This is a genomic window from Streptomyces cavernicola, from assembly GCF_029968035.1.
Taxonomy (GTDB): Bacteria; Actinomycetota; Actinomycetes; order Streptomycetales; family Streptomycetaceae; genus Streptomyces; species Streptomyces cavernicola.
Window position 1 is genome coordinate 105,223 of sequence record NZ_JASCIQ010000001.1, and the last position, 14,634, is coordinate 119,856.

A 14,634-nucleotide genomic window follows, 5' to 3' on the forward strand; every position below is an offset into this window, starting at 1 on the left:
CTGCTGTCGACCGGCAGTTGCGCCGGTACGGCCCTCCGGGTCGGGAGGACACGGTCGACTCTAGCGGCGGGGCTGCACCCGGCGGGAGGGATGCCCGTGATGCCCGCGTCCGCACGCTGGCACACTGGACGGAGTGAGCAGCCTGAACCCCTCCGCCGAGCCCCACTCCAGCGCCCCGTCCACCGAGCCCGAAGCCGGTCCGCGCGAGGCCGGTCCGCGCGAGGCCGGTCCGCGCGAGCGCGACTCCCGCGACGACGCCCCGCAGTTCGTCCTGCCCCTCGTCGTCCGCATCGAGAAGGCCGCGCCGCCCGCGCGCACCGACGCCCTGGAGACCGCGGCCCGAGCCGTCCTGACCCTCCTCTCCGACGAGCGCGCCCTCGACGACGGCCCCTGGGCCCAGGCCGTACGGGACTGGCAGGACGCCCGCATCCGCAAGGTGGTCCGGCGGGCGCGCGGGGCGGAGTGGCGGCGGGCCGAGGCGCTGCCCGGCATCACCGTCACGGGCGAGGCCACGGAGGTGCGGGTCTACCCGCCGGTCCCGCTCGACGGCTGGCCCAAGGACCTGGCCCGCCTCCAGGTCTCCGGCACCGACCTCGACGACCCGGAGCCGCCGGCCGCACCGGACCCGGCCGCGCCGGTCCTTTGGCTCAACCCGGACCTCGACATGTCGGCGGGCAAGTCGATGGCGCAGGCCGGCCACGGCGCCCAACTCGCCTGGTGGGAACTGTCGGACGAGCAGCGCAAGCAGTGGCGCGAAGCGGGCTTCCCTCTCGCGGTGCGCACCGCCACCCCGGCCCGGTGGCCCACCCTGACGACGAGCGGCCTGCCGGTCGTACGGGACGCCGGCTTCACGGAGATCGCCCCCGGGAAAACGGTCGCAGTCGAAGGCGGCAGCCACTTCTGCCCCCTCCCGCACCCCCCACGGGCCTGACCGCCACCGACCAGGTCAGGATGTAGGTCACGGGCCTCGACTAACGCGGGAGAACTCCAGTGGCCGCGAGCATTCCCCGTCACGATTTTCCGGTGGACGAGGTCAAGCATGACTTGCCGTCGCTCAAAAGGAGCGTGAGCAGGATTCTTGACCGGCTTGAGGTTTCCGCCGCATCTCGGGGGCGCGCTCTCGACAGCACAGTGACCGCTGCCATGTCCCACTGCGCGAACGATCCACAGGTGGAAGAGTTCGAAACGTGGGAAGCGTGGGTGACAGCCATGCAAGTAGGCTCTGCGCTGTTCGACTCGGCCACAGCATCACAAGACGTGGTGGCCTGCAGGATCGGCGTGGACGGACAGATCAAGAATCTTCCTGCCACTGGCCCGACGCCCTACACACATGCCGGGGCGTGGCTCACCACTGTCTACCTGGCGACCATCTGTCGAGACAACGCGCGTCTTGATCGGCTGATGCGGGTGCCGACCTCTTTCCTTCGCGAGTCCGGCGCCGTATTCGACGACTACGTGTACGACTGGGTCGAGACCTTGCAGCGGTACTGGTCCGGCGAGTCGACCGAGATGTGGAATCACCTGGTTGAGGCGATCCAAGAGACCGCCCCGGAAGTTGCCCGCTTCGCGGACCAGGAGCTTCTACTCAAGGTTCTTTACCCACCGCTTGAACTCTTTCAGCTTTACAACCGGCAAGCCAATGAAGAGTTCAACGAATCCCTGAGCCTGTCCCTTGAGTGGCACAGAGAATACTGGACCGGCGATCAGGCACGGCCCATCGACCGAAAAGGCCTGGTTACACTCGGTCCGCTTGCCATTTCTTGCATGGCTTACGACAACGATTTCTCCATCGACGTCGAGTCCGACTACCTGCCTGAAGGCCTCCTGAAGTTTAGCTGGGCCGGCGAAGTCGAGACGTAATGGTTCAAGATCACACAGGATTCGCAATCAGTACCACAAGCAACCTCGGGCGTGGATGTCGCTCGAGGTGCCGCGAACAGGCTCGCCTGACAGAGCTGTGCGAAGTTCCGCTTGAATTGCTGCGCGAGTCCGGAACAGAGTACGACGACTACGCTTACCACTGGATCGACGCCCTGCAATCCTACTGGCTCGAGCGTTCCGGCCTCCTGGATAAACTCAAAACGGCAATTCAAGCCTCCCATCCTGACGTCGTGCGTTTCGCGGGCGCGGATCTTTTGGACAAGATTCTCTACCCTCCCATCAACCTCTTCCACCGCTTCCTGCGCAAGGACCAGGAGGGTTTCAATCAAGCCTTGACCGAAGCCTTGGAACTACACAAGGCATATTGGACCGCTACGGAAGAACGAGAGGTGAGCGTGGAAGGCCATCTCGCGCTCGTCCCTCTCGCCATCGCCTGCCTCGCCTACGATGCCGGTTTCCCCATCGCGATCGAGTCGGATTACATCCCCGGCTAGCTGCTCAACCGTGCACGGGTCGGTGAATTCGCCACCTGAGTTGCCGGCCCTGCCCAGTTCCGCTGCGGCAAGGCGGCGCCTGCGACGCTGGCCCACCTCACGTTGACCAGTCGAAATCGTTGCTGCCAGGTCTGAGCTCGCATCGAGCCGGCCCAAGGTCCCTGAAGATGAAGCAGAGGGAAAAATCGATGCCCGTCCGCATTAGCCGTCACGATTTTCCGGAGGGCTCGGATAAATCGGCAGCGCCTGCCTTCGAGACCGCTGAGTCGGCTCTCGCGGATATCGAGACGTCGGAGTGCGACCGGGCCGATGCCCTGCCGGTACCGCGAGTGAGGGCCCGGTTGAGTGCCGAGTCGGAGTCGAGGGCGGGGTGAAGCGTCTGCCCGCCACGGGACCTCAGGAATATCTGAATTCAGGTAGTTGGCTGACTGCCTTTTACCTTGGAGTGATCTGCCGCGAGAACGACCGCATCAACCAGCTGGCCCAGGTCCCCATCGCGTTCCTTCGCGCATCGGGAGCCGAGTTCGACGAGTACATCTATGCATGGGTGGAAACCCTGCAGAACCGGTGGTTCGGTAGGAACGAGACCTGGGACACCTTGGTCACGGCAGTCGAGGGAACTGACCCCGAGGCGGCGCGAGTTGCCGGCCCAGAATTCATGCTTCAGATCCTGTATCCCCGCTTGAACTCTTCCAGCACTACCTGCGGGGAGGGGAAGCTGAGCAATTCTACGAGTCACTCGCCAGGGCTCTTACGTCACACAAGAACTACTGGACGGCTGACGCCGCCAGGTCACTGAGCGGTGAAGGGCTGGTCGCTCTCGGGCCGTTGGCCATCGCGTGCATGGCGCGTGATGACGGCGGCATGCCCATTGAGGTCGAGTCCGCGTACCTGCCGAAGGAACTCCTCGAGTTCGGGTGGGCGGGTGAAGTCGACGCATAGCAGCAGTCGAGGCTTGAAGGTCCACACAGCCGGCGCAGGAGCCATTCTCAGTGATGCGACGAGAGATCAAGTCGCCATGAGTACGGCCAAGATGAACTTCGCGACCACGGCCACACCCGCTCATCCGGTAAGGACAGCAACGAAGTCCTCAGCTCGATACGTGCCCGGCCAAGCTCAGTTGCATCCTGGCGTACGTGCCTGACTTGATTCTTCTGCGCCCAGCCGTAGGCGGACACGGCACCACCCGGGTCTGCGCTCGTCGCCGTAATCGGCTCCTACGGCGACTTCGAGCACGCCGACGTGACCACCGGCGACTTCGACAACGACGGCTACGACGGCTACGACGGCTACGACGACATCGTCGTCGGCCAGCCCATCGCCTCCGAAGCCACCGGAAGCACCGACTCGGCCACCGGCCACTCCGGCGGACAGGTCACCGTCAAACTCGGCAAGCCCGGCGGCCTCTACTACCGGGGCGACGCCACCACCTTCCACCAGGACACCGCCGGTGTCCCCGGCGCCGCCGAAGCAGGCGACTCCATGGGCGCCTCGATCGTCGTACGCGACACCGACGGCGACGGCACACCCGACATCGTCACCGGCCTGCCCGGCGAGGACCTCACCAAGGACGGCACCGCCCGCAAGGACGCGGGCACCGCCCTGGTCCTGCGCCTGGCCGCGAGCGCGGACGGCATCACGGTCGCCTCCGCCGAGTCCCTCCACCAGGGCACAGGCGGCATCGGCGGAGCACCCGAGAGCGGCGACCGCTTCGGCTCAGCCGTCGCGGCAGGCGACCTCTCCGGAACAGGAGCCACCGACCTGGCCATCGGCGCGCCCGGAGAGAACTCCGGCGACGGCACCATCGTCCACCGCACCCCGAGCGGCACCGCTACGTACATCGGCCGGACCACGATCGACACAGCCAAGGGCGGCGAACTCGGCTCCGTACTCGCTCCGTAGTCCTTCCATGAGGGCTTCGAGGAACGGCACGTACCGTGACGCTCGCCGTGGGTCCTCCACAGGCAGTACGGCGAGCGAGGAACGTCGGTGTAACGCCGCAGTACGTCCGGAACGCAGAAATAGGCGAAGCGGGGTACCGGCCGGCGGAATCGGCGTGCCCTGGGCCGAGGGCACAGACGGGTGCCACGTCAGGACGGATATCGCCGTGAGAAACACCAACCCGGTTCCCGGAGGCGGGCCGGACAGCCAGCCGCCCGGTCCGGGCCTCGCGCCGTCCTCAACTGCGGGCTTCCCGCGGTCAGCTGTGTGCTGATCGGTTACGGGGTCGCGACCGACTCAACCGACCCCCACAGCGGTCCGGCCTCTTTGCAAATCACCGCGAGAGCGCGGCCGCCTCGGTGCGCGTACGTCCGCATGCACCGTCCTCGCCCAAGAACCAAGCCGTGGCAGGCCGACGGCCCGCCGAACCAGGAAGGCCAGAAGCACAGATGGACTACTGCTCCTCATGCAGTCGGCACCTCAACGGCGCCCTGGTGTGCCCCGGGTGCGGTGCCTACGCTCCGGACATCGCCCCGCTCTTCGCCGACGGCCCCAGCGCCTCTGCCCCGGCGACGACGGGTGCCGGGCTCTCCATAACGCCCGACCAGGCCCCCTCGGCCCCACACGACGTCTCGGCCCCGCACGACGTCTCGGACGTCGAGCACCTTCCGCCCGCACAGCAGGGGCGTGCGGCCCGCCGTCGCCAACTGGCCAAGTGGCGGAAGAACAAGCGCCGGGCAGCAGTCGCAAGTGCTGTCGCGCTCGTCGGAGGCGGGCTGACCCTCGCCTCGATGGACCGTCAGTCCGTCGACCGCACCCAGGCGGCCACGGCGCCGGACGTCCCGAAGGAGGGTGCGGTGGAGAAGCAGAAGCAGAAGCCTGAGGAGAGCCCTCGGGCCTCCGCGTCGGCGACCGCTCGACACCCCCACCAGCCGTCGCAGACCGCTTCTCCGTCGCAGGCGCCGACAACCGACGCACCGCGGCAGCAGACCCTCCAGGCCTCGCCCCGCACGACAGCGCCGAGCGCCCAGCCGGAGAACACAGCGCCTTCCCGCCCGGCCGAGACCGCGCCCCCTCAGCCCCGGAGCACCGCACCGGCCACCGACGACACGAACCCGGACTCCGGTACGTCAGCGCATCAGCAGCAGGCGCCCGAGGCCGCCGACACCACGAAGCCGGACACGCCCCAGAGCACCAGCCCTTCGCTGGTGTCGACCTCACCGGAGGAGGTCTGCGTGCTCGGACTGTGCGTCGGCTGAGCTCCCGTGTGGCAGGGCGACCCCGGCGGAGCGAGCAGCAAAATCGCGAACCGAGCACCCGCGCCCCGCCACGGGCTGGACCCGACCCGAGAACCCGCACCTATCCGCACCCTCCCCCCTCCCCCCCCCGGCCGGATCCACCCCGATCCTCAGGAACAGGCCCGCCCGAGCTCGAAGAAGCGGCGTGGCACCTCGGTCAGCATCAGGTCGAACTGCTCGCGGGTCAGGCCCTGTTCGAGGGCGTACGGAATGACGTCCTCGAAGAGGTGCGTGTAGCGCCACTGCGGCAGGAGTTCGAGGGCGGCCGGGTCGATCCAGTCGAGGTAGCAGGACGCGTCCTGGGAGAGGACCATCCGGTCGCCGTAGCCGCGGCGCACCATCTCGATGAGGGTCTTCGCCCGCGCCTCGAACGTGGTGTCCAGGTTGAGGCCGAAGCGATCCATGCCCAGGACGAAGCCCGCGTCGGCGAGGGCCGCGAGGTGGTCGCAGTCCGTGGTGTCGCCGCTGTGGCCGAGGACGATGCGGCCGGGGTCGACTCCTTCCTCGTCGCACATGACGCGCTTGACGTCCCGGCCGGTGTGCGAGGCGGGATGGGTGTGCACGGTGATCGGGGTTCCCGTCTCCAGATGCGCTCGTGCGACCGCGCGCATCACCCGCTCGACGCCCGGCGTGAGCCCCTTCTCGTCGATCGCGCACTTCAGCATTCCCGCACGGACACCGGTGCCCGCGATGCCGTCGCGGATGTCGCCGACGAACATGTCGACCATGGGGTCCGGCACCTCCGGGCCGAGCGCGGGGCCGCGGTGGTGGAAGTAGAAGGGGAGGTCGTCCCAGGTGTAGACGCCGGTGGCCACCAGGATGTTCAGTTCGGTCGCCTCGGCGATGGTCTGGATTCGCGGGATGTAGCGCCCGAGACCCATCACCGTGAGGTCGACGATCGTGCGCACGCCCGCGTCGTGCGCGCCCCGCAGCCGCTCCACGGCGTCGGCGACGCGCGCGTCCTCGGAACCCCACTCCTCGGGGTGGTTGGCCTGCACGTCCGAGGTGAGCACGAAGAGGTGCTCATGCATCAGCGTCACCCCGAGAGCACTGCTCTCGACGGGGCCGCGCACGGTCTGAACCTGCGTCATCCTGAATCCTCTCGACGGCGGTGTCGGCGGACGGTCGAACGATGCCGGCGGGCAGCTCAGAGCACCCCCGACGCACACGGTCAGAGCACCCCGACGCACACAGACCGAGCGGTCGGTACCCCGGCGCGCCCACCCTGCTGCGGGTGATCAAGAGTGTCAACGGACCTGACAAGGTCACCCACGCCATGGCTGAATCCGGGCGTTGACCGGATACCGAGCGCCTCAACTGCCGCCCGCCGCAGGGAAGTCGGTCGCCGACGGGCCCCGCCGAACCCCCCGGCCCCCGATCGGCGTACAGAATCGTGAAACCTCAAATCAACCTCTGAACGTCCCTGTCCATGGATTCGGCGACCACTGCCGGGGCCATGACACCTGCACGCACAGTGTGGTGCCGACACACATGGGGCGCGGCGAAGGAGGGGGAACATGCAGCAGACAGCACACCTGGGGACCGGCATGGGCTGGCGCCCGGAGATCGCCGAGGCCGTGGAGCGGATGCCGGGGCTCGACTGGGTCGAGGCAGTGGCCGAGAACGTGTGCCCCGGCCACATCCCGGACTCTCTGGTCCGGCTGCGCGAGCGCGGCGTCACCGTCGTCCCGCACGGTGTCGGCCTCGGCATCGGCGGCGCCGAACGCCCCGCCGCCGAGCGCCTCACCGCCCTCGCGGAGCGCGCCGAGGCGCTCGGCTCGCCGCTCGTCACCGAGCACATCGCGTTCGTACGCGCCGGGGGCGCCCTGACCGCCTCGCCCCGCCTGGAGGCCGGACACCTGCTGCCCGTGCCGCGCACCAAGGACTCCCTCGATGTGCTCTGCGAACATGTGCGGATCGCACAGGACGCGCTCCCCGTGCCGCTCGCCCTGGAGAACATCGCCGCCCTGATCTCCTGGCCCGGCGAGGAGATGACCGAGGGCCAGTTCCTGTACGACCTCGTCGACCGGACCGGTGTACGGCTCCTCATCGACGTCGCCAACCTGCACACCAACCACGTCAACCGCGGCGAGGACCCGTGCGCCGCGCTCGACGAGCTGCCGGTGGAGGCCATCGCGTACGTGCATGTGGCGGGCGGCTTCGAGCGGGACGGGGTGTGGCACGACAGCCATGCCCACCCGGTCACCCAGCCGGTGCTCGACGTGCTGGCCGAACTGGCCTCCCGGGTGAGCCCGCCCGGCGTGCTCCTGGAGCGGGACGAGAACTTCCCGGAACCGGAGGAGCTGGAGCAGGAGCTGCAGGCGATCCGCCGCACCGTCGCGGCCGGCGCGGCCCGGCGGCTGCTGCCCGCCACCCCGGAACGGGCCGCCGAACTGGTCACCGTCGGCCGTACCCCGACCGGCGCCGAGCGCGCGCCGACCGAGCACGTCACCGTCGGCCGCCCGTCGGGCGCCCCGATCGGCGCCCACGCGAGCCCGGCCACGGGCGCGGACCCCCGCACCACGACAACGGCAACGGCAACGGCAGACCCCGCCTCCCCCGAAGGGGACACGGGCACCGGCCCCGACTCCCCCCGCCAGCGCCTCGCCCTCGCGCAGGCCGCCCTGCTCTCCGCGCTCGTCGCCGGCACGCCCGCGCCCGAGGGCTTCGACCGGCAGCGCCTTGCCGTGCAGAGCCGCGCGCTCACCGGCAAGCGCGCCGACGTGATCGCGAAGGTAGCCCCGGAACTCCCGGCGATCCTCGGCGATACGTACCGGCCCAGCTTCTTCGCGTACGCCTCGACGCGTCCTATGACCGGCGGATACCGGCGGGACGCGCTGGACTTCGCCGAGCATCTGCTGCTTGACGGCCGGCCGCAAGATGCGGACGCACGGCGGGAGTTGAGCGACTGGTGGCTGGAGCGGTCCGGGCCCGCGCCGGTCTCCACGCACCCGGTGGCCCGCTTCATGCGCAGGGCCCGCTACACCCTGATCGGACGGTGAGGCAGCCATGTTCGCCTTTCTGATGGTCCTCTACTACCTGGGCCTCGGCGGCTCCGCGGTCCTGCTGCTCGTCGGCGTCCTCAAGACCCGCCGTGCGGGCGCGCCCGCGAGTCCGTACGTGTCCGACCCGCTGGAGGCGGCGTTCCTCGCGGGCGGCCCCGGCCGGGTCGCGGACGCCGTACTCACCGCGATGCACGCCGACGGCCGGCTCGCCCTCGCGGGGCCCGGAGTGGTCGGCGTGCGGCAGGCCGTGGCGCACCACCCGGTGGAGCAGGCGGTCCTCGACACGCACGCCACGGCCCCAAGCGGCGCCCTGCACTGGCTGCGGATCGGCGTGATGCGCAGCCCCTCCGTACAGGCGGTCGGGGACGTTCTCGCGCAGCGCCGGCTGATGGTACGACCGGGCGAACAGCGGCCGTACCGGCGTTGGGCGGCCACGCAGACCGTGCTCTCCTTCCTGTCGTTCCCGCTGGCCGCCCTCCTGACGGCGGTCCAGTTCGGGCTCCCGAACAGTCCGGATCACGGTGCGCCCCTCATCCTCGCGGTCCTGCCGGTGATCGGCGCCGGGATCGGGATCGGCTGGCGTGCCTGTCGATGACCGGGGGCCGTGTGACTGCCGCGGGCAAGGACGCGCTGCGCCACTTCCGGGCGATGGGCGACCCCGGGGACCCGGTGTACCAGGTGGTGTGCGGCGGCCCGCGCCTCGTCCCGGACCCGACGCTGCGCGAGCAGCTGACGACGGCGAGCCGGATGCGGGCGAACAGCACGGCGGCCTCGACGGGGGCGGGCGCCACCCCGCTCGTGTTCGTCGGCGGCGACACCTCGGTGACCTGGTGCGGCGGCGGAGGATCCTCGTGCGGCGGCTCGTCCTGCGGCGGCTCCGGCGACAGCGGGTCGTCGGGCGGCTCCAGCTGCGGCGGAGGCGGGGGCGGGGGCTCCAGCTGTGGCGGGTCGTCGGGCGGCTCCAGCTGTGGCGGCGGAGGCGGCGGGGGCTGCGGCGGCGGTTCCTGAGCCGGTGCTTTGGCGGTGCTCACGGCGGGGGCCGATCGCCCAACCTCACCTTGCGGGGCGTCGTCGATCGTCCGCATCGTGAACGCCCCATGGCGCGGTGGCCCCCGCGTCGCATACAAAATCCGCCATGTCCGCAATGTTCTGGGTTCTCTTCCTCGTTCCGGCCTGGGCCGTCGCCGGTACGGCCTGCGCCCGCCTGTGCGTCGCCGCGACCCGTGCCGCGGACAGCCCCGCCGCCGAGCAGCGGGCCGCCGCCCGGCATGAACTCACCCTGTACGAGGCCGCGTTCCTGGCCGGCGGCCCGCGCCGGGTCGCCGATCTGGCCCTCGTCTCGATGGCCGACGCGGGCCGGCTGCTGCTCGCGCACACCGGCTGGGCGACCGTCGTCGATCCGGACGGCCGGGACGAGATGGAGCGTTCCGTGATCGGCGCGATCGGGCCCGAGGGGCAGCAGCGGATAGCCCCGGTCCGCGCCTCGGCCGCCGCCACCGTCCCGGTGCGCGCCCTCGCCGAGCGGCTCACCGCGGCGGGGCTCGCCGTGCCCGCGGCGGCGCGGTTGCACGTCACCGTTGCGATCCGGCAGGTGCGGGCGGCGGCCCTCGCGGTGCTCGCGCTCGCCGTGGCGTCGCTCGTGCTGCTGCCCCCGGGCACGGACGGGGTGCTTCCGGTCCTCGCGTGGTTCGCGCTGCCGCTGGCGCTCACCCTCGGCTCGCTCGTCATCGCCCGCGCCGAGATCCAGCCGTACACACGCTGGGCCTCGCCCGCGGGCCGGCGGCTGCTCGGGGCGCTCGGGCCGGCGCTCGACGAGCGGGACCCGCTCGCGGCGGTCGCCGTACGCGGCGTGGACGCCCTGTCCGACCCGCGCCTGCGGGCCGCGTTCGCGCACGGACGTACTCGTCAGGGTCAATAGCCCCGGCTGGGCGCGGCGCTGCTTTACTTCGCCAACTGCCCACCGAAGGATCCCTTTTGTTCTGCTGCTGTCCGCCGCCGAAGGGATGCCGAAGCACGATGCGTGCGCCACTGCTGTACGGATTCGCCGGTTCACTGGTCCTCACCGCCCTGGTCGCCGCCCCCGCGGGCAGCGCCCCCGCACCACCGGGTTCCGCCGAGGCGCGCGGCACCGCCCTCGCCGCGCAGCGCGCCGCGACCGCCGGGCTCGACTGGAAGGCATGCCCGGCGGAGGAGGCCCTGCCGGACTCCGTGAAGTGCGCGACCGTGACCGTGCCCCTCGACTACGCGCAGCCCGACGGGAAGAAGATCGAGCTGACCGTCAGCCGGGTCAAGGCCAAGGGCGAGGCGTCCGAGCGGCAGGGCGCGTTCGTCTTCAACCCGGGCGGGCCCGGCGGCTCCGGCATGTACTGGCCGCTGGCGGCGGGCGTCCCGGAGTGGCGGAAGGTCGCGAAGGCCTACGACTTCGTCGGCTACGCCCCGCGCGGAGTGAGCCGTTCCGCCCCGCTGTCCTGCCAGGACCCGAAGGAGTTCGCGAAGGCCCCGAGCGACGAGCCCACCCACCCGGACCGCGCGCACAAGGAGAAGCGCATCGCCGAGGCGAAGGCGTACGCGAAGGGCTGCGAGCGGAACGCGGGCGCCGACCTGCGGCACTACAACACGCTGAACAACGCCCGCGACCTGGACGTGCTGCGTGCGGCGCTCGGCGAGAAGAAGCTGAACTTCATGGGCGCCTCGTACGGGACGTACTTCGGCGCCGTGTACGCCACCCTGTTCCCCTCGCACGTACGCCGCATGGTCTTCGACTCGGCGGTCAACCCGGACCCGAAGCAGGTCTGGTACCGCAACAACCTCGACCAGTCCCTCGCGTTCGAGGCGCGCTGGACGGACTTCCGCACCTGGGTCGCCAAGCACGACAAGGCCTACCACCTCGGCAAGACGCCCCGCGAGGTGCAGGACAGCTACGAGGAGGTGCGCCGCCGGCTCGCGAAGAAGCCCGCCGGCGGCAAGGTCGGCCCCGGCCAGCTGCAGTCCGCGTTCCTGCAGGCCGGGTACTACGACGACTACTGGCCGCGCCGGGCCACCGCCCTGTCGAAGTATCTGAAGGGCAACCCGCAGCCGCTGGTCGAGCAGGCCGCGCCGAAGCCGGTGGGGGCGGCGGAGAGCGAGAACGGCAACGCGGTCTACACCGCCGTCGAGTGCAACGACTCCGGCAACTGGCCGCGGGACTTCGCCACTTGGGACCGGGACAACTCGCTCATGGCCCGGATCGCGCCGTTCGAGACCTGGGACAACGCCTGGATGAACCTGCCCTGCGCGTACTGGCCCGCGCCCCGGCAGCAGCCCGTCGATGTGCGTACGGCGCCGGGTGCGCTGCCCGGCACGCTGATCCTCGCGGCGGAGCGGGACGCGGCCACTCCGTACGAGGGCGCGGTCGAACTGCACCGCAGGCTGGCGGGTTCGGCGCTGGTCACGGAGCGCGACTCGGGCACGCACGGCATCGCCGGCGGGCTCAACAAGTGCGTCAACAAGCACGTGGACACATACCTGCTGACGGGCCGCACCCCCGAGAACCCCCGCTCGGACTGTGCCCCGCACGCGGAGCCGGAAGCGACGAGCTGAGCGGGTTCCGCCTCGGGCACCGGCGTGGTTCTTTCCCCTACCCGCCCCTTCCCGAAAGTCCTGCCGGACGGGCCTCCTCAAACGCCGGAGGGGCTGAAAATCAGCCCCTCCGGCGTTTGAGGAGCGGGGTCCGGGGGCTGGCCCCCGAACGGAACCTCAGGCCAGACCCGCCACCAGGTCGGCCACAGACTTCCGGCGCCCAGTGAAGAACGGCACCTCTTCCCGCACATGCATCCGCGCCTCGGACGCCCGCAGGTGCCGCATCAGGTCCACGATCCGGTACAGCTCGTCCGCCTCGAAGGCGAGCAGCCACTCGTAGTCCCCGAGAGAGAACGACGCGACGGTGTTGGCGCGCACGTCCGGGTAGCCGCGGGCCATCTTGCCGTGGTCGGCGAGCATGCGGCGGCGGTCCTCGTCGGGCAGCAGGTACCAGTCGTAGGAGCGCACGAAGGGGTACACCGAGACGTAGTTGCGCGGGGTCTCGTCGGCGAGGAACGCCGGGATGTGCGACTTGTTGAACTCGGCGGGGCGGTGCAGCGCCATGTTCGACCAGACCGGCTCCAGGGCGCGGCCCAGCTTGGTGCGGCGGAAGAGGTTGTACGCCTCCTGCAGCTCGTCCGAGGTCTCGGCGTGCCACCAGATCATGACGTCGGCGTCGGCGCGCAGGCCTGAGACGTCGTACGTGCCGCGGACGGTGATGTCCTTGGCGGCGAGCTGGTCGAACAGTTCCTGGACCTCGTCGGCGTAACCGGCGCGGTCCTCCGGGAGCACGTCCTTCAGCTTGAAGACCGACCACAGCGTGTAGCGGATGACCTCGTTGAGGTCCTTGGCCTTCTTGCCGGCGTTGGGGATCTTGGCGGGGGCGTCGTCACTCATGCGGCTATTCTCCTCCGCCGCCGTGCAGACTCTGCACCGGGTTCGCGCTGAGCAGATCGAGCCCGCTACGGTCCCCGCCCAGCTGGTCCACGGCCGCGTGCGCGCTCGCGATGCAGGCGGGGATGCCGACGCCGTCGTACGCCGCCCCGCACACGGCGAGACCGGGCAGCTCGGCGATGTGCGCGCGGATCCGGGCCACGCGCGCGTGGTGCCCGACGGGGTACTGCGGCAGGCCGTCGTCCCAGCGCGTGACGCGGGTGGCGACGGGCGCGGCGGTGAGGCCGACGGCGGCGCGCAGGTCGGCTCGGGACGCCTCGACCAGCTCGTCGTCGTCGCGCCGGAGCACCTCCTCCTCGCCGTGCCGACCCACGGACGTGCGCACCACGACCAGCTCGGGGTTCTCCTCGGCGATCCACCCCCACTTCTGGGATGCGAACGTGGACGCCTTGATGGTGTGCCCGTCCACGGGCGGTACGAGGAAGCCGCTGCCCGCGGGCAGGTCCACGTCCCCGCGCCGGTACGCGAGGGTCATCAGGGCCATCGACGCGTACTCGACGGCGCGCAGTTCGGCGGCGGCACCGGGCGCGTCCGCGTCGAGCAGCCGGGCGGCCTGCGCGGCGGGCACGGCCAACACCACGGCGTCCGCGCTCAGTTCACGGCCATCCGTGCGCACCGACCAGCCGTCCGGGGTGCGGCGGACCGCGTCCACGCGCGCGTGGAGGGCGATCTCGCCGCCCTTGGCGCGTACCGCCTCGGCGACGGCGACGGGCAGGCGGCCGATGCCGCCCTCGATGCCCATGAAGACGGGCCCGGTCTGCTGGTTCCGGGCGGCGCGCTCCTGTACCGCGCGGACCCCGGCGAGCAGCGAGCCGCCGGACCGGGCGACGTCGAAGAGCTGGGGCACGGCCATGCGCAGCGAGAGGCGGTACGCATCGCCCGCGTACACCCCGCCGAGCAGGGGTTCGACGAGGCGGTCGACGACCTCGCGGCCGACGCGGGACGCGACGTACTCGCCGACGGCGATGTCCTCGCCGATCTCCCCGGCCTCGGTGGGCGGCAGTTCGCGCTCGGCCTCGACGCGGCGCAGGCCCTCGGCGGACAGCACCTCAGCGAGCACGGCGGCGTCGCCGGGCACGCCCATCACGTGTCCCTTCGGCATGGGCGTGAGGTGGCCGCGGTTCCACAGGGCGGCGCTCGCGACGGCGGGCGGCTGCAGTGCGGAGTCCAGGCCCACCTCGCGGGCGAGGGCGACCGCCTCGGGTCTGCGGGCGAGCATCGACTCGGCGCCGAGGTCGACGCGGACGCCCTCGATCTCGCCGGCGTGCAGCTTGCCGCCGAGTCGTCCGGACGCTTCGAGGACGGTGACGTGCGCACCGCCGGCGAGCAGCCGGTGGGCGGCGGCGAGCCCGGCGATGCCGCCGCCGACGACGACCGCGTGCACCGCTCGTGCCTGCTCAGAACCCGTGGGGAGATCCGTTTCGCGCATGACCCAAGACTCTCAGACCGAGAGCGCGTGCGGCGGTGCGGGCGCTTCGCTGTCAGCAGAGGAAACCGGGAACT

General features: G+C 70.8%; 13 protein-coding genes and 1 pseudogene. 11 read left to right on the forward strand and 3 right to left on the reverse strand.

Features of this window, described 5'->3' with window-relative positions; translation table 11 throughout:
- Positions 1-133: 133 nt before the first annotated feature.
- The 6 genes and pseudogenes from QIS96_RS00485 to QIS96_RS00510 all read left to right on the forward strand — a co-directional run bounded on the left by QIS96_RS00485 (position 134) and on the right by QIS96_RS00510 (position 5,575).
- Positions 134-931: a peptidyl-tRNA hydrolase gene (locus tag QIS96_RS00485; protein ID WP_282540277.1), complete on the forward strand. Its 798-nt coding sequence runs from the start codon at positions 134-136 to the stop codon at positions 929-931.
- 92 nt (positions 932-1,023) lie between these two features.
- Positions 1,024-1,860: an immunity 49 family protein gene (locus QIS96_RS00490; protein WP_282540278.1), complete on the forward strand. Its 837-nt coding sequence runs from the start codon at positions 1,024-1,026 to the stop codon at positions 1,858-1,860.
- Positions 1,860-2,375 carry an immunity 49 family protein gene (locus QIS96_RS00495; protein WP_282540279.1) on the forward strand — a complete coding sequence of 172 codons (516 nt, stop codon included), beginning with the start codon at positions 1,860-1,862 and terminating at the stop codon, positions 2,373-2,375. Before QIS96_RS00490 ends, QIS96_RS00495 begins: the two co-directional genes overlap by 1 nt.
- A 370-nt stretch (positions 2,376-2,745) precedes the next feature.
- Positions 2,746-3,317: pseudogene (locus QIS96_RS00500) on the forward strand (immunity 49 family protein).
- Positions 3,318-3,617: 300 nt separating this feature from the next.
- Positions 3,618-4,277, forward strand: a complete 660-nt coding sequence (locus QIS96_RS00505) for an FG-GAP repeat protein (RefSeq protein WP_282540280.1) — start codon at positions 3,618-3,620, stop codon at positions 4,275-4,277.
- A gap of 488 nt (positions 4,278-4,765) precedes the next feature.
- Positions 4,766-5,575: an SCO2400 family protein gene (locus QIS96_RS00510; protein WP_282540281.1), complete on the forward strand. Its 810-nt coding sequence runs from the start codon at positions 4,766-4,768 to the stop codon at positions 5,573-5,575.
- Between the two features lie 149 nt (positions 5,576-5,724).
- Here QIS96_RS00510 and QIS96_RS00515 read toward each other — a convergent pair whose 3' ends face one another.
- Positions 5,725-6,705, reverse strand: coding sequence for a phosphotriesterase family protein (locus tag QIS96_RS00515; RefSeq protein ID WP_282540282.1), 981 nt, complete (start codon positions 6,703-6,705; stop codon positions 5,725-5,727).
- A gap of 426 nt (positions 6,706-7,131) precedes the next feature.
- Here QIS96_RS00515 and QIS96_RS00520 point away from each other — a divergent pair, with 426 nt between their 5' ends.
- The 5 genes from QIS96_RS00520 (at position 7,132) to QIS96_RS00540 (ending at position 12,198) form a co-directional block, all read left to right on the forward strand.
- Positions 7,132-8,616: a DUF692 domain-containing protein gene (locus QIS96_RS00520; protein ID WP_282540283.1), complete on the forward strand. Its 1,485-nt coding sequence runs from the start codon at positions 7,132-7,134 to the stop codon at positions 8,614-8,616.
- A 7-nt stretch (positions 8,617-8,623) separates the two neighbouring features.
- Positions 8,624-9,214, forward strand: a complete 591-nt coding sequence (locus QIS96_RS00525) for a TIGR04222 domain-containing membrane protein (protein ID WP_282540284.1) — start codon at positions 8,624-8,626, stop codon at positions 9,212-9,214.
- 11 nt (positions 9,215-9,225) lie between these two features.
- Complete coding sequence (locus QIS96_RS00530) at positions 9,226-9,627, forward strand: hypothetical protein (protein WP_282540285.1); 402 nt, start codon at positions 9,226-9,228, stop codon at positions 9,625-9,627.
- A gap of 136 nt (positions 9,628-9,763) precedes the next feature.
- Positions 9,764-10,537, forward strand: coding sequence for a TIGR04222 domain-containing membrane protein (locus tag QIS96_RS00535; protein WP_282540515.1), 774 nt, complete (start codon positions 9,764-9,766; stop codon positions 10,535-10,537).
- A gap of 98 nt (positions 10,538-10,635) precedes the next feature.
- Positions 10,636-12,198, forward strand: coding sequence for an alpha/beta hydrolase (locus QIS96_RS00540; protein WP_282540286.1), 1,563 nt, complete (start codon positions 10,636-10,638; stop codon positions 12,196-12,198).
- Between the two features lie 156 nt (positions 12,199-12,354).
- Here the strand turns inward: QIS96_RS00540 and hemQ are convergent, their stop codons facing one another.
- The gene (gene hemQ / locus QIS96_RS00545; RefSeq protein ID WP_282540287.1) at positions 12,355-13,074 is read right to left on the reverse strand and encodes a hydrogen peroxide-dependent heme synthase; all 720 of its coding nucleotides are present in this window, start codon (positions 13,072-13,074) and stop codon (positions 12,355-12,357) included.
- Positions 13,075-13,078: 4 nt separating this feature from the next.
- Positions 13,079-14,560: a protoporphyrinogen oxidase gene (gene hemG, locus QIS96_RS00550; protein ID WP_282540288.1), complete on the reverse strand. Its 1,482-nt coding sequence runs from the start codon at positions 14,558-14,560 to the stop codon at positions 13,079-13,081.
- Positions 14,561-14,634: the final 74 nt, after the last annotated feature.